This is a genomic window from Jiangella sp. DSM 45060 (assembly GCF_900105175.1).
Classification (GTDB): Bacteria; Actinomycetota; Actinomycetes; order Jiangellales; family Jiangellaceae; genus Jiangella.
This window is the reverse complement of the sequence record NZ_LT629771.1, coordinates 1590333-1604712: the sequence shown is the minus strand read 5'-3', so window position 1 is coordinate 1604712 and position 14380 is coordinate 1590333. Positions and strand designations below refer to the sequence as shown.

Genomic DNA, 14380 nt, shown 5'->3' with positions numbered 1-14380 from the left:
GGGGTCTACCTTTCCAAACGGAAGCGCAGCGTCAGCAGCTCGAACGGGCGCAGGGTGAGGTCGGTGCCGGTGACGGCCTCGCTCGGCACCGGGCGCTCCAGCAGGTCGGTCGCGACCACCTCGGTGAACGCGAAGGACGTGCGCAGCGTCGCCCGCGACCGGTTGCCGTGCGCCTCGTAGAGCCGCACGACGACGTCGCCGGAGCGGTCCTCGGCCAGCTTGACCGACTCGACGACGATCGCCGGGTCGCTCACCTCCAGCAGCGGTGCTACCGGCGTGCCGCGGGTGGCCCGCGGCCGCAGCTGCTGGGCGTAGCCGTCGGCGATCGCGGCCGGGATCCCGCCCGGCCGGAGGCTGACGGTGAACGCGTGCCGGCCCTGGTCGGCGGCCGGGTCGGGGTAGCGCGGCGCGCGCAGCAGCGAGAGCCGCGCCGTCGTCATCGGGCGGCCGTTCGGCGCCTGGCCGCCGCGCACGTCGTGGCCGTAGACGACGTCGTTGGCGATCGCGACGCCGTAGCCGGGCTCACCGACGTGGATCCAGCGGTGCGCCACGGTCTCGAACCGCGCGACGTCCCACGAGGTGTTCTGGTGGATCGGCCGGTGCAGGTGGCCGAACTGGATCTCCGACGTCGACCGCTCGGCCCGCAGGTCCAGCGGGAAGGCCAGCTTGAGCAGCTTCTGCGACTCGTGCCAGTCGATGTCGAACGCGTAGTCGAGGCGGCCGTCCACCAGCCGCAGCGCGACGTCGATCGTGGTGTCGCCGACCGCGTACCGCACCAGCACCGCGTCGCCGTCCACCTCGGCCGACACCGGGTCGCGCAGGTCGCGGCCGCTGCGCTTGTCCTCGTCGTTGATGTCCCAGGCGTCCCACTCGCGCGGGGTGTCGCGGAACAGCTGCAGGACGCCGCCCGCGACACCGTGCGGCAGCAGCTCGCGGTCCGCGGCGCGGTCGTAGACCGAGACGAGGGTGCCGTCCGCGCCGACCTCGACCCGCAGCGCGGCGTCCTCGAGCACGAACCGGTCGCCCTCGCGGACCGGCCGGGCGGCGGCGGGCGGGGTGGCCGGCCCGATGCCGAGCCCCGCGACGCCCTGCTGCGCGTACGGCCCAGCGTTCGCGGCGACGGGGGTGTCGCCGTCGCCGGCCAGCGCCGCCAGCGACGCGTCGATCAGCGCCGTCAGCTCGCCGGCCACCCGCTCGTACTGCCGCTCGGCCTCCTGGTGCACCCACGCGATGGACGTGCCCGGCAGGATGTCGTGGAACTGCTGTAGCAGGACCGTGCGCCAGGCGCTCTCCAGCTCGTCGTACGGGTACGGCGTGCCGCGCAGCACCGCCGCCGTCGCCGCCCACAGCTCGGCCTCGCGCAGCAGCGCCTCGCTGTGCCGGTTGCCGCGCTTGCCCCGCTGCTGCGAGATCAGCGTGCCGCGGTGCAGCTCGAGGTACATCTCGCCGACCCAGACCGGCGGGGACGCCAGCTCCGCCGACGCCGTGTCGAAGAACGTCTTCGGGTCGCCGAGCCGGACCCGCGGCGAGCCGTCGAGGTCGCGCTTGCGCTCGGCCGCCGCCAGCATCTCGCGGGTGGGTCCGCCGCCGCCGTCGCCCCAGCCGAACAGCCCGAGGACATGCCGGGCCGCGCCCTTCTGCCGGAACGAGCGCTCGGTGCGGGCGAGGTCCTGCGCGCCGAGGTCGGAGTTGTACGTCTCGGCCGGCGGGAAGTGGGTGAACACCCGCGAGCCGTCGATGCCCTCCCAGAGGAAGCTCGAGTGCGGCATCTTGTTGGTCTCGTTCCACGACGGCTTCTGCGTGAGGAAGTAGCGCGCCCCAGCCGCCCGCACCAGCTGTGGCAGCGCGGCGGTGTAGCCGAACGAGTCGGGCAGCCACACCTCGTCGCTCTCGACCCCGAACTCCTCCAGGAAGAACCGCTTGCCCAGCACGAACTGCCGCGCCAGCGCCTCGCCGCCGGGCAGGTTCGTGTCCGACTCCACCCACATGCCGCCGACCGGGCGGACGACGCCGTCGGCGACGGCCTTGCGGACCCGCTCGAACAGCGCCGGCTGGCTGTCCTTCAGCCAGGCGTACTGCTGCGCCGACGACGCCGCGAACACGAACTCCGGCTGCCGCTCGGCGAGGTCGAGGACGTTGGCGAAGGTCCGGGCGACCTTCCGGACGGTCTCGCGGACCGGCCACAGCCAGGCGCAGTCGATGTGCGCGTGCCCGACGGCGGACACGACCAGCGCGCTGTCCGCCGCCCGGCTCGCCAGCACCGGCGCCAGGATCTCGCGGCCCAGCGCGGCCGTGCCCGGCACGTCGTCGGGGTCCATCGCGTCGACCATGCGCTCCAGCGCGTGCACGATCTCGGCGCGCCGCGAGCCCGACGGCGGCAGCACGTCCACCAGCCCGTCGAGCGTGACGACGTCCTGCAGCAGCTCCCACACGACGAGGTCGCGACGGGCCACCGACACCTCGGCGAGCCGGTACTGGTGCTCGTCGCCGGCGGTCGCCCTGTCCCCCAGCGTCGTCGGCTCGTACTCGTACGGCACCTGCACGACGGGGTTCGCGGCGGCCTCCACGTACAGGTGGAACGGGCCCGGCTCGGGCAGCGTGACCCAGTTGTTCAGCGGCTCCAGCCCCTTCACGACGGTGCCGTCGGGCCGGTACACCAGCCCCTCCGCCTGGAAGCCGGGCTGCTCGCCGGTGAAGCCGAGGTCCACCACCAGCTCGGCCTCGTCCGGCGACCAGCCGGCCGGCACCTCGCCGCGGACGTCGAACCACACCGTGTCCCACGGCCGGCCCCACGTCTGCCCGGCGGCGAACGGCTCGAACGGCTGCGTCACGGCGTGCGCGAACGACACCGGCTCACCGTCCACCGTCCACGCCCGCACGTCGGCGGGGATCGCGTCGCGGTAGACGGCGGGGCGGATGCGGAACGTCGTGAAGCGGCGCACGCGCAGCATCGTCAACGCGGTGGCGTCGAGCTGGACACGGCCGTGCGGGTTGTCGTCAAGCAAAACGGATCGCTCCTGGAGGGTGGAAGTGGATCACGCGGCGGGGCTCAGCCCTTGATGGCGCCGCCGAGACTGGACTTGAGCAGGTGGCGCCGGAGCACGGCGTAGAGGATCGCCGGCGGCACCATGTAGATGACCGCACTGGCGGCGAGCACGCCCCAGTCGACCTGGTTGAACGCCGAGAAGGCGCGGAACAGCCCGATCGACAGCGGGTACAGGTCCGGCGACTGCAGCAGCACCAGCGGGGTGAGGAAGTCGCCCCAGACCGCCATGAACGTCAGCATGGCCGCGGCGCCCAGACCCGGGCCGACCAGCGGGAAGACCACCCGGCGCAGCGCCTGCAGCCGGGTGTTGCCGTCCATCCAGGCGGCCTCTTCCAGCTCGAACGGGATCGCGTCGATGGTGCCCTTGAGCAGCCACAACGTCACCGGCAACGCCGCCGCGGCCTCGACCAGGATCAGCCCGAGGTAGCTGTCGTCCAGGTTCATCCGGACCATCAGCAGGTACAGCGCGACGATCGTCGCGGGCGCCGGGATGACCCGGATCAGCAGGATCGAGAACATGAAGAAGCTGCGGCCGCGGAACCGGAACCGTGCCAGCGCGTAGGCGCCGAGCAGCCCGCAGGCCAGGTTCAGCGCCGTCGCCGCGACCGAGATGATCAGGCTGTTCAGCAGCAGTCGCGGGGTGTCGGCGCTGGTGAAGAAGCGGGCGAAGTTCTCCAGCGAGAACGACGGCGCGCCCACCGTGGGGCCGGCGTCGGCGTCGAACGCGCTCAGCGCCACCCACGCGAACGGCACCAGGCAGAACAGCACCAGCATCGTCAGCAGCGCGTACTGCAGGCCGCGCTGGACCGCGGTCGTCATCAGACCTCCACCTTCGTCAGCCGGACGTAGGTCAGCCCGAGCACCATGAGCAGCGCGAGCAGGATCACCGAGGCCGCGCTGCCGAGCCCGATCTGCGAGTACTGGAACGCCCGCTGGAAGATGAAGATCGAGGTCAGCTCGGTGGCCGAGCCGGGACCGCCCTGGGTGAGGAAGTACACCAGCCCGAACACGCCGACCGTCGTGATCGTCGTCAGCAGCAGGTACAGGAAGACCGGCCCGCGGATCAGCGGCAGCGTGACGTACCGGAACACCTGCGCGGCGCTGGCGCCGTCGACCCGGGAGGCCTCGATCAGCTCGTCCGGGACGTCCTCCAGCGCGGCCTGGAACATGATCATCGCGAACGCGATGCCGCGCCAGATGTTCACGATGACGATCGACAGCATCGGCCACTCCTGCAGCGGCGCCGCGGCCGAGCCGCCGAACAGGCCGATCATCCGGTTGAAGGTGCCGTCCTCGCTGGACGACAGCACGCTCGCCCAGGTCAGCGCGGCGACCACCTCGGGCACCACCATCGGCAGCAGGATCGCGGCGCCGAACAGCCCCTTCCCCCGCAGCCAGGTGCGCCGCAGCAGCAGCGCGGCGAGCATGCCGAGCACCGTCTGCCCGATGATCGCCGAGAACAGCACGAACTGGCCGGTGCGGCCCAGCGAGGCGAGGAAGTCGTCCGAGCCGAGCAGGCTGCGGAAGTTGTCCAGGCCGACGAACTGCGGGTCGCGGGCGGCGAAGCCGGTGAGCTGGGTGTTGGTGAGGCTCAGGTACAGGCCGTACACCGCCGGTGCGACGACGAACACCAGGATGAGCAGCACCGACGGCCCCAGCAGCAGCGGGATCAGGCCGCGCCCGTGCAGGCCCCGCCGCGGCCGCGCGGGCGACGCGGGCCGGGTGGGCCGCGTCGCCGGCGTGGCCGGGACCGGGACCGACGTCACTGCTCGACCAGGGCGTCGCCCAGCAGTTCCGCCGCCTCCTCGGCGAACGTGGCCGCCGCCTGCTCGCCGTCCGCGTCGCCGAGCAGGATGCCCTCGGTCGCGCTCTGCACCGCCTGCGACACCTGGTCGGCGCCGTCGCCGAACGGGGCCCGGATGCCGGTGCGGACCTTCTCCTCCGCGTCGAGCAGCGACGGGTCGCTCGCGTACGGCTCGATGCCGGCGATGCCCGGGTGCGGCGCCGCGGCGCCGATGGCGGCCAGCTGCTCGGCCGCCGCCTCACCGGTGCTCAGCCACGTCGCCAGCGCCATCGCGGCCTCGGCGTGCTCGGTCTCGGCGCTGATGCCGAAGGCGAACCCGCCGCCGCTGATGGAGTACGGCTCGGTGCCCGGCACCAGCGCCGGGTAGTCCCAGGTGGCGACCTTCTCCTGCACGTTCTCGATCGGCGCGGTGCCCTCGGGGCCCCAGTCGTAGCGCCAGCCCCACGTGCCCTGGGCCGCGACCGGCATGGTGCCCTCCGGGAACCGGACGTACTTCGTCGGCTCCCACGGGTTCGGGTTGAGCAGGTCCTGGACCGGCAGCAGGCCGGCCTCGACCAGCCGCGCGTACAGCTCGAACGACGCCGTCAGGCCGTCGCTCTCCAGTGTCCAGCGGCCGGTCTCCTCGTCGTAGAACGTGCTGCCGGTGCCGGCCGCGATCGGCAGGAAGCCCTCGGTCCAGGTGCCGCCGCCCCACGCCGTCCCGGCCGGGATCACGATCGACGGCTCGCCCGTCTGCGCCGTGACCTGCTCCAGCCGCGCGATGAGGTCGTCCCACGTCTGCGGCTGTGAGGTGTCGACGCCGAGCTGCTCGAGCACGTCCTTGCGGTAGAACAGGCTCTGCACGTTCGCCTCGTGCGGCACGGCGTAGAAGTGGCCGTCGACCTGCCGGGCGGCGTCCTTCACCGGCTCGTAGTACTCGCCCCAGGCGTCCCACTCGTCGAGGTACTCGTCCAGCTCCAGCAGGTAGCCGGCACCGGCGAAGCCGGTCACGTGCGTGCCGCCCATGTCGATGACGTCGGGCGCGGTGCCGGAGTGGAACTGCTGGGTGATCTTCGTGCGGAACTGCTCGTCGGTCAGGGGGTCGAGGACCAGCTCGACCTCGATGTCCTTGCCCTCGTCCGCCATGGCCTGCTCGAACTCGGGGAGCAGCGGCTCGATGGCGTCGGCCCGGGCCTGCTGGTACTCGAGCAGGCGGATCGTCACGGGCCCGTCGCCGCTGGCACTGTCGTCGCTGTCCGAGCACGCGGCCAGCACCCCGGTGAGGAGGGCGGCGGTCGTGACGGCTCGAAGTACACGACTGCGCTTCATTGCGTCACCCTTTTTTCCATCCGATGGACTAAACCTGGGGCTCAGGTTAGGCTTCGTCGAAGATATCGTCAATCGCTTGGATTAAAGATCGTCTGGCTAGGGTGTGACTCCCGGGTCTCGGCCGTAGCGAGCGGCGTCCAGGTGGATGCCTCGCAAGGTGCGAGGAAGGAGTCATAGCGGGGCTCTGTGACGACTGACGAGAACGCAGCGAGGCGCCGCCTGGGCGTCGCGCAGTAGGCCATGGACTTGGGAGACACACCCTAGGATCCACTCGGGCAGGGAAGGAGTCGCATGCGGCGCGGCAGCAACCAACTCCGCCTGGCCGACTTCAACCAGGCCGTCGTGCTCGACGTCCTGCGCCGCTCGCCGGGGGCCAGCCGGGCCGACCTGCGCCGCGAGTCGGGGCTGAGCCCGCAGACCATCTCGAACATCACCCGGCGGCTCATCGACGACGGCCTGATCCGTGAGACCGAGCCGGCCGGCAGCGCCCGCGGCCGGCCCAGCATCCCCCTCGTCGTCGACCGCGACGGCGCGTTCTCCGTCGGCGTGCACATCGACCCCGCGCGGCTGACCACCGTCCTGCTCGACCTCGACGGCCAGGTGCGGCTGCGCCGCCAGGAGCGCACCCCGCAGGCGACGAACCCGCCCGAGGTCACGGCGATGATCGCGGCCACCGCCGACTCCGTGATCCGCGAGGCCGGAGTCGACCGCGACCGCGTGCTCGGCCTGGGCATCGCCGCGCCCGGCCCGCTGGACGTCCACGCCGGCGTCATCGTCGACCCGCCGCAGCTGCCGAACTGGCGCAACGTCCGGCTCCGGTCCGACCTCCACCACGCCACCGGGCTGCCCGTCCTGCTCGACAAGGACGTCACGGCGGCCGCGACAGCCGAGCTGCGCTCGTCGAAGGCGCCGGCCAACGCGTTCGTCTTCCTGTACCTCGGCTCCGGCGTCGGCGCCTCCGTCGTCGTCGACAACCAGGTGCTGCGGGGCGTCACGAACAACATCGGCGAGGTCGGCGACATCATCGTCGACACCGACGCCGAGCAGCTGGAGTGGGCCGGGCGCCGCGGCGGACTGGCCGCCGCGTGTGTGCCGGAGGCGCTGGTCATCCAGGCGGCGCGGCTGGGGCTGGTGCCGCTGCCCGACCTCAGCGACTACGTCGCCATCGACGACGCCTGCACGGCGCTGTGCGAGCAGGCGGCCGGCGGCAACAGCGGCGCCACCTGGATCCTGGACCGCGCGGCCCGGCGGGTCGCCGTCGGCCTCGGCGTGCTCATCAACCTGCTCGACGTCCCCCGCGTCGTGCTGGGCGGGCCGTTGTGGAACCGGCTCGCCCAGGCGTTCCTGCCGGTGCTGACCGAGCTGGTCGCCGGCGAGCTCGTCGTCGCCCGCCCCGCCCTCGTCGTCGAGGGGTCGGCCATCGGCGAGCACGTGGCCGCCCAGGGCGCGGCCGAGCTGGTCATGGACCACTTCCTCGCCCCGCGGGCCGCCGCGCTCCTCGTCGGGGAGTCCTGACCCTTGCTATGGTGCGGCCATGGTGACGGGATGGGCGGCGGCGCAGACGGCGACGCCTGAGCCTGCCCACGTCATCGCCGGTCCGGCGTTGCTGGCGCTCCAGCTGGCCCAGACCGCCCGCGGCGTCTGCGGCCTCGACGTCCTGCGCCGCAGCGTCGACCGCGCCCCGCCCCGCTGCTGCTGACCCCGTCATCCAGCTCACCCGCCGGCGGCGCGTGAGCCCTCTCAGCGCGCCCGCGGCGCGTCACCTCCAGGAGCAGCAGCATGACCACGCCCACCTACCCCGCGATCGATCGCGACGCCCGCGCCCGCATCGAGGAGGCGCTCGCCGAGGCCGCCGCCAGCCGGCAGCGCCAGCTCGACGAGCTCTCCGAGACCGCCGGCGACTCACCCGCCGCGGCCCACCGCGCAAGCGTCGCCCGCATCCTCAACGACGTCGAGGCCGCCCAGAACCGCCTGGCCCGCGGCACCTTCGGCGCCTGCGAGCGCTGCGCCACCGCCATACCCGTCGAGCGGCTGGAGCTGCGTCCGTGGACGCGGCTGTGCGTCGGCTGCGCGAGCCGCTGACCGGCGACTACTGGCCGACCCGGCCGTCGACGCACTCGCGCAGCAGGTCGGCGTGGCCGCAGTGGCGGGCGTACTCCTCGATGCGGTGCACCCACAGCTCGCGGACGGCGATGCCGTCGCGGCCGACCCGCTCGCCGAGGTCGGCGTACCCCGCCAGGACGTCGTCGGTGGCGGCCTGCTCGCGGGCGAGATCGGCGAACGCGCCGTCGACGACCGCCTGGTCGCCGACGGCGCCGTCGAAGTCGGCGTCGCGCGGGCCGTAGAGCTTCGGCGCCGGATCGTCGGGCCGGACCCAGCTGCGCCAGTCGCGCTCGACCTCGGCGAGGTGCCGCACGAGGCCGAGCAGCGACATCGTCGACGGCGGCACGGAGCGGCGGGCCAGCTGCTCGGGGTCGAGGCCGTCGCACTTCATCCGCAGCGTCAGCCGGTAGGCGTTGAGGTAGTCGCGCAGCGTCGGCAGCTCGCCGTCGGGGCTGACGCCCTCGGAGTTGCGCGGGTCGTCCGCCGGGTCGACCCACATGTCCGCGTAGACGGTCGCTCGGGTCCACCGCTCAGGCGCGTCGCTCATCCCCCGACGATGGTGCGCGGCGGCCGGGCCCGCAACCGAATATCCCCTTCCGCCTAGGGACGCACCGGCCGGCGCCCGCCGGGGCCGAGGTTGGGCCGGACGGAATCGCGCACGATGAGCTGCGTGGCCAGCTTCCGGTGCACGAGCCCGGGCCCCTCGCCGCGGGCGTCGGCCTGGTGCAGCGCCAGCCGGACGGCGGTGCGACCCAGCTCCTCGTGCGGGATGTGGACGGTGGTCAGCCCGAGGTCGGCGGCCACGGCGAGGTCGTCGTAGCCGACCATCGAGACGTCGTCGGGCACCCGCAGGCCGTGCTCGCGCAGCGCCTGGATGGCGCCGGCCGCCGCGGGGTCGTCGCCGGCGAAGATGGCGGTGAAGTCGACCGGCCCGGCCTCGAGGCGCGCCTTCATCATCTGGTAGCCGGGCTGCCGGCCGAACTCGCCGGCGACGATCAGCGACTCGTCGGGCTCGACGCCGAAGTCGGCGAGCGCGCGCAGGTGCCCGGCCAGCCGGCCCTCGGCGGTGGTCTGGCCCGGCTGCTTGCCGAGGTAGAGGATGCGCTCGTGCCCCTGCGTCAGCAGGTGGCTGGTGGCCGCGTAGGCGCCGCCCTCGTTGTCGAACTCGACCACCACGGCCGGGACGTCGCGGGCCAGCGGCGGCCGGCCGACCAGCGCGAGCCGCGAGCCGGCGGCGTCGAGCGCCTGGGCGAACTGGCGCATCCGCGCGTGGTAGGCGTCGTCGGCGACCACGGTGCCGACGAGCACGACGGCGCGGGCGCCCTGCTCGCGCATCAGCTGGATGTAGGCCAGCTCGCGTTCCGGATCGCCGCCGGTGGAGCAGACGAGGCACAGGTGTTTGTCGTCGGTCGCCTGCTCCTCGACGCCCTGGGCGATGTAGGCCTGGAACTCGATGGCCACCGAGCCGACCAGGATCGCGACGGTCTTCGAGCTGCCCCCGGCCAGCGCCCGCGCGTGGGCGTTGGCGACGTAGTCGAGCTCCTCGACCGCGCGGAGGACCTTCTCCTTCGTGCTGGCCGCGGTCGGGTAGCCGCCGCCCAGGACCCGGGAGACCGTCGACATCGAGACTCCGGCGCGGGCGGCGACGTCGCGGAGGGTGGCGCGGCCGGGTGCGGCCGTCAGGTCGTCAGTCATCGGTCCTTCGCTCCCTCGTGTGTGCGGACCTCATCCAAGCATGGCGCCAGGATAGAAAGCGCTTGCGCAAGGCTTGTCATGGTACCGAGCGCATCGACGCCGGGCAATCTTCACGCCGATATCCCAGCTAGATAGGCGGGAACGGCGGGCAGGCACCAGCCGGTGATGTCCACGTCGTCCGCGCGTGTTGCGGGCCCTGCAACAGCCGCCGACCGAATCGTTGACACGTTTGTGGAAGCGCTATAGCTTTGTGCGTCATTCGTCCAGGACCTCAGCGAGGAGGCGCCATGAACGACCGTTCGTGGACGACCAGACCCATCACCCGCCGTCGCCTGCTGATCGCCGGTGGCGCCTCCGCCGGACTCGTGGCGCTGTCGGGCTGTTCGTGGCTCGACACCGACCCCGCGGGCAGCGGCGACGGCCCGTCCGATGCGCCCGGCACCGACCTGCGGGAGTCGCCGCAGCTGGCCGCCCGCGTCGAGGCCGGCGAGCTGCCGCCGCTGAGCGAACGGCTCCCGGCGAACCCGTCCATCGTGGAGCCGGTCGATCGGGCCGGTGTCTACGGCGGCACGTGGACCAGCGCGCTGCTCGGCCCCGAGGACGAGGCCTGGCTGCAGCGCACGGTCGGCTACGACCCGCTGATGCGCTGGAACCCGGAGTGGTCCGAGCCGGTACCGAACATCGCCGAGTCGGTCGAGCAGTCCGACGACGGGCACGAGTTCCTCATCACGCTGCGGGCCGGCATGAAGTGGTCCGACGGCGCCCCGTTCACCGCCGACGACCTCGTCTTCGCCTTCCAGGACTTCCTGCTGAACAAGGAGCTGTCTCCGGCGGTGCCGTCGTTCCTGACCAACGGCGGCCAGCCGGCCACGCTGACCCGGGTCGACGACCAGTCGGTGCGGTTCACCTTCGCCGAGCCGAACGGCTTGTTCCTCGAACAGCTCGCCCTCATCAACAGCGGCGACGTGCTGGTCTCGCTGCCCGCGCACTACCTGCAGCAGTTCCACGCCACCTACACCGAGGGGGCTGACGCGGTGGCGGCGTCGGCCGGCTTCGCGTCCTGGACGGAGCTGATGCTGGCCCGCTCGGAGACCTACCAGAACGCCGAGAAGCCGACGCTGAACGCGTGGATGCTGACCAACGCGCTGGGCGACGCCACGACGGTGACGGCCGAGCGCAACCCGTACTACTGGAAGACCGACCCGGACGGCCGCCAGCTGCCCTACCTCGACAGCCTCTCCTTCGAGGTGGTCTCCGACGCCGAGGTCATCCTGCTGAAGGCGACGAACGGCGAGTTCGCCTTCCACACCCGCCACGTCACCAGCCTGGCCAACAAACCGGTGCTCGCCGAGGGCCGCGAAGAGGGCGGCTACGAGTTCATGACGCTGCGCAGCAGCCTGATGAACGAGATGGTGATCTTCCTCAACCTGACCCACCAGGACCCGGTGAAGCGCGCCGTCTTCGGCAACAAGGACTTCCGGATCGGGCTGTCGCACGCCATCGACCGCGCCGAGCTGAACACCGCGACGTTCCAGGACGAGGGCGAGCCGTGGCAGGCCGCGCCCGCGCCGGACTCGCGCTACTACGACGAGGAGCTGGCCACCCAGTACCTCGAGTTCGACGTCGACCTCGCCAACGAGGCACTGGACCGCGCCGGCCTGACCCAGCGCGACGGCTCCGGCTTCCGGCTCGCACCCGACGGCAGCCCGCTGTCGATCGAGGTCGAGGTCGCCGAGCCGGGCGTGGTGCCGTACTGGCTGGACGCGATGAACCTGGTCGTCGGCTACTGGAACGAGGTCGGCATCAACGCGCGCACCCGGCCCGAGGACCGCACGCTGTTCAAGGAGCGCACCGAGGCCAACCAGCACGACGCCGGCGTGTGGGTCGGGCCGGGCGGGCTGGGCGACGAGACCCGCCGGCCGTTCTTCTACCTGCCGACGATGCGCTTCGAGCAGGCGTTCGCGCCGGCCTGGGCGCAGTGGTACCAGTCCAACGGTGCGCAGGGCGAGGAGCCGCCGGAGCCGACCCGCCGGCAGTGCGAGCTGTTCTGGGAGCTGGCGCGCACGCCCGACCCGGACCAGCGCGAGGAGCTGTTCGGCCAGATCCTCGAGATCGCCCGCGACCAGTTCTACGTCATCGGCACGCTGCGGGTGCCGACCGGCTACGGCATCGTCCGCGACGACTTCCACAACGTGCCGGAGGAGATGCCCGAGTCGTTCGACTTCGCGACGCCGGGCGGCTCCAGCCCCTGCCAGTACTTCATCGAGTAGGGGCCGCGTGTGCTGACCTTCGTCGTCCGCCGCGTCGCCCTGATGATCCCGACGCTGGTGCTGATCTCGATCGTGACGTTCACGATCATCCAGCTGCCGCCCGGCGACTTCCTGACCACCTACGTCACGAACCTCAGCGCGCAGGGCGAGACGGTCGACCCGGCCGAGGTGGCGGCGCTGCGGGCACGGTACGGGCTGGACGAGCCGCTGCCGGCGCAGTACCTCACCTGGATCTGGGGCATCGTCTCCGACGGCGACTTCGGCCGCTCGTTCGAGTGGAACCGGCCGGTGGCGGAGATGATCTCCGACCGGCTGCCGCTGACCATCGTGTTCATGGCCGCGACCGTGGTCTTCACCTGGATCATCGCGTTCCCGATCGGCCTGTACTCGGCGATCCGGCAGTACTCGATCACCGACTACGTCGCGACCACCATCGGCTTCCTCGGCCTGGCGATCCCGAACTTCCTGCTCGCGCTGGCGCTGATGTGGGTGGGCCTGAACGTGTTCGGGCAGGACTCCGTCGGCGGGCTGTTCTCACCGGAGTACAAGGACGCCGCCTGGAACCTGGGCAAGGTGCTGGACCTCATGGGGCATCTCTGGGTGCCGATGGTGGTGCTCGGCACCGCCGGCACGGCCGGCCTGATCCGCATCCTGCGCGCCAACCTGCTCGACGAGCTGCGCAAACCGTACGTGACGGCGGCCCGGGCGCGCGGCATGCCGGAGCGGCGGCTGCTGCTGCGGTACCCGATGCGGGTGGCGCTGAACCCGTTCGTGTCGACGATCGGCTGGGTGCTCCCGGTGCTGATCGGCGGCGAGGTGATCGTGTCGTCGGTGCTCTCGCTGGAGACCACCGGGCCGCTGCTGCTGTCGTCGCTGCAGAGCCAGGACATGTACCTGGCCGGCTCGATCATCCTGCTGGTCAGCGTCATGACCGTGATCGGCACGCTGATCTCCGACCTGTTGCTGGCCTGGCTGGATCCGCGGATCCGGCACCGGATGGCCTGAGAGGACGCCGTGAGCCGACCAACCGAGGTGGACCCGACGACGCCCGACGCCGACCTCGCCGTCGCGTCGCAGCGCACCCTGGTGTGGCGGGCGCTGCGCCGGCACAAGCTGGCGATGGCCGGGCTCGTGGTCACCTGCCTGCTGTACCTGGTGGCCGTGTTCGCCGACTTCCTGGCGCCCTACGACCCCAGCGACATCAACGCCGACTACGCCTACGCGCCGCCGCAGCAGTTGCACGTCGTCGACACCTCCGACGGCTGGGACTGGGGCCTGTACGTCAACGGCTACGAGCAGACCCGCGACCCGGAGACGCTGGCGCTGACGTTCCGCGAGAACCCGGACGAGAAGATCCCGGTGCGCTTCTTCGCCCGCGGGCCGGAGTACGAATTGTTCGGGCTGATCAGCACGGACATCCACCTGCTCGGCCCGGCCGACCCGGACGGACCGCCGATGTACCTGCTCGGCGCCAGCCGCACCGGCCACGACCAGCTGTCGCGGATCCTGCACGGCACCCGCGTCTCGATGTCGATCGGCCTGGTCGGGCTCGCCATGGCGTTCGCCCTCGGCGTGGTGCTCGGCGGTGCCTCCGGCTACTTCGGCGGCAAGGTCGACGCCGTCATCCAGCGGCTGGTCGAGTTCTTCATGTCGGTGCCGGCGATCCCGCTGTGGCTGGGCCTGGCGGCGGCGCTGCCACGCGACTGGGGATCGTTGCAGCGCTACCTGGCCATCACGGTGATCCTGTCGATCATCAACTGGACGGACCTCGCCCGGGTCGTGCGCGGACGGTTCCTGGCGCTGCGCGGCGAGGACTTCGTGACAGCGGCCTACCTCGACGGCATCAGCCGGCCGCGGATCATCGGCCGGCACCTGCTGCCGTCGTTCGCCAGTCACCTGATCGCGGCGATGACGCTGTCCATCCCGGCGATGATCCTGGCCGAGACGTCGCTGTCGTTCCTGGGCCTGGGGCTGAGACCGCCGACGGTGAGCTGGGGCGTCCTGCTCAGCGACGTCGACGTGCGGGCGCTGGAGACGGCGCCGTGGCTGCTGCTGCCCGGGCTGGCCGTGGTCGTCGCCGTCCTGTCGATCAACTTCCTCGGCGACGGCTTGCGCGACGCCGCCGACCCCTATCAGTCATGAGCGCCGAGGGAG

General features: G+C 72.0%; 12 protein-coding genes. 6 read left to right on the top strand and 6 right to left on the bottom strand.

Annotated features, from left to right (window positions below; genetic code table 11):
- Positions 1-5: 5 nt before the first annotated feature.
- The 4 genes from BLU82_RS07105 to BLU82_RS07090 form a co-directional block, all read right to left on the bottom strand.
- On the bottom strand, positions 6-2951 hold the full coding sequence (locus tag BLU82_RS07105; protein ID WP_092625553.1) for an alpha-mannosidase: 2946 nt from the start codon (positions 2949-2951) through the stop codon (positions 6-8).
- 98 nt (positions 2952-3049) lie between these two features.
- A complete protein-coding gene (locus BLU82_RS07100) occupies positions 3050-3865 on the bottom strand; it encodes a carbohydrate ABC transporter permease (RefSeq protein ID WP_092617697.1) in 816 nt (271 codons plus the stop codon).
- Positions 3865-4812 (bottom strand): carbohydrate ABC transporter permease, encoded by a 948-nt coding sequence (locus tag BLU82_RS07095; protein ID WP_197682784.1) that lies wholly within the window; start codon positions 4810-4812, stop codon positions 3865-3867. The genes BLU82_RS07100 and BLU82_RS07095 overlap by 1 nt, the downstream gene beginning before the upstream one ends.
- Positions 4809-6158, bottom strand: a complete 1350-nt coding sequence (locus BLU82_RS07090; protein ID WP_092617693.1) for an ABC transporter substrate-binding protein — start codon at positions 6156-6158, stop codon at positions 4809-4811. The genes BLU82_RS07095 and BLU82_RS07090 overlap by 4 nt, the downstream gene beginning before the upstream one ends.
- Before the next feature lie 291 nt (positions 6159-6449).
- Here BLU82_RS07090 and BLU82_RS07085 point away from each other — a divergent pair, with 291 nt between their 5' ends.
- The 3 genes from BLU82_RS07085 to BLU82_RS07080 all read left to right on the top strand — a co-directional run bounded on the left by BLU82_RS07085 (position 6450) and on the right by BLU82_RS07080 (position 8240).
- A complete protein-coding gene (locus tag BLU82_RS07085; protein WP_092617689.1) occupies positions 6450-7673 on the top strand; it encodes an ROK family transcriptional regulator in 1224 nt (407 codons plus the stop codon).
- A 19-nt stretch (positions 7674-7692) separates the two neighbouring features.
- A complete protein-coding gene (locus BLU82_RS34045; RefSeq protein WP_157740682.1) occupies positions 7693-7857 on the top strand; it encodes a hypothetical protein in 165 nt (54 codons plus the stop codon).
- Positions 7858-7937: 80 nt separating this feature from the next.
- Positions 7938-8240 (top strand): TraR/DksA C4-type zinc finger protein, encoded by a 303-nt coding sequence (locus BLU82_RS07080; RefSeq protein WP_092617685.1) that lies wholly within the window; start codon positions 7938-7940, stop codon positions 8238-8240.
- A 7-nt stretch (positions 8241-8247) separates the two neighbouring features.
- Here the strand turns inward: BLU82_RS07080 and BLU82_RS07075 are convergent, their stop codons facing one another.
- Together BLU82_RS07075 and BLU82_RS07070 are read right to left on the bottom strand one after the other, a co-directional pair.
- Complete coding sequence (locus BLU82_RS07075) at positions 8248-8808, bottom strand: DinB family protein (RefSeq protein WP_092617682.1); 561 nt, start codon at positions 8806-8808, stop codon at positions 8248-8250.
- A 53-nt stretch (positions 8809-8861) separates the two neighbouring features.
- The gene (locus BLU82_RS07070; RefSeq protein ID WP_092617678.1) at positions 8862-9956 is read right to left on the bottom strand and encodes a LacI family DNA-binding transcriptional regulator; all 1095 of its coding nucleotides are present in this window, start codon (positions 9954-9956) and stop codon (positions 8862-8864) included.
- Positions 9957-10243: 287 nt separating this feature from the next.
- On the opposite strand from BLU82_RS07070, the gene BLU82_RS07065 reads away from it, so the two are divergent.
- Genes BLU82_RS07065 through BLU82_RS07055 form a run of 3 tightly spaced genes read left to right on the top strand, consistent with a single transcriptional unit; the run spans position 10244 to position 14368 of the window.
- Positions 10244-12226, top strand: coding sequence for an ABC transporter substrate-binding protein (locus tag BLU82_RS07065; RefSeq protein WP_092617675.1), 1983 nt, complete (start codon positions 10244-10246; stop codon positions 12224-12226).
- Positions 12227-12268: 42 nt separating this feature from the next.
- Entirely contained in the window at positions 12269-13231 is a 963-nt protein-coding gene (locus tag BLU82_RS07060) for an ABC transporter permease (protein WP_370246310.1), read from the top strand.
- A 9-nt stretch (positions 13232-13240) separates the two neighbouring features.
- Positions 13241-14368: an ABC transporter permease gene (locus BLU82_RS07055; protein WP_197682783.1), complete on the top strand. Its 1128-nt coding sequence runs from the start codon at positions 13241-13243 to the stop codon at positions 14366-14368.
- Positions 14369-14380: the final 12 nt, after the last annotated feature.

What these genes read in the sequence shown, in the direction of transcription:
- BLU82_RS07105 (WP_092625553.1), bottom strand. Translation starts at nt 2,951, where the DNA reads ATGCTGCGCGTGCGCCGCTTCACGACGTTCCGCATCCGCCCCGCCGTC.
- BLU82_RS07100 (WP_092617697.1), bottom strand. Translation starts at nt 3,865, where the DNA reads ATGACGACCGCGGTCCAGCGCGGCCTGCAGTACGCGCTGCTGACGATG.
- BLU82_RS07090 (WP_092617693.1), bottom strand. Translation starts at nt 6,158, where the DNA reads ATGAAGCGCAGTCGTGTACTTCGAGCCGTCACGACCGCCGCCCTCCTC.
- BLU82_RS07085 (WP_092617689.1), top strand. Translation starts at nt 6,450, where the DNA reads ATGCGGCGCGGCAGCAACCAACTCCGCCTGGCCGACTTCAACCAGGCC.
- BLU82_RS34045 (WP_157740682.1), top strand. Translation starts at nt 7,693, where the DNA reads ATGGTGACGGGATGGGCGGCGGCGCAGACGGCGACGCCTGAGCCTGCC.
- BLU82_RS07080 (WP_092617685.1), top strand. Translation starts at nt 7,938, where the DNA reads ATGACCACGCCCACCTACCCCGCGATCGATCGCGACGCCCGCGCCCGC.
- BLU82_RS07075 (WP_092617682.1), bottom strand. Translation starts at nt 8,808, where the DNA reads ATGAGCGACGCGCCTGAGCGGTGGACCCGAGCGACCGTCTACGCGGAC.
- BLU82_RS07070 (WP_092617678.1), bottom strand. Translation starts at nt 9,956, where the DNA reads ATGACTGACGACCTGACGGCCGCACCCGGCCGCGCCACCCTCCGCGAC.
- BLU82_RS07065 (WP_092617675.1), top strand. Translation starts at nt 10,244, where the DNA reads ATGAACGACCGTTCGTGGACGACCAGACCCATCACCCGCCGTCGCCTG.
- BLU82_RS07060 (WP_370246310.1), top strand. Translation starts at nt 12,269, where the DNA reads ATGATCCCGACGCTGGTGCTGATCTCGATCGTGACGTTCACGATCATC.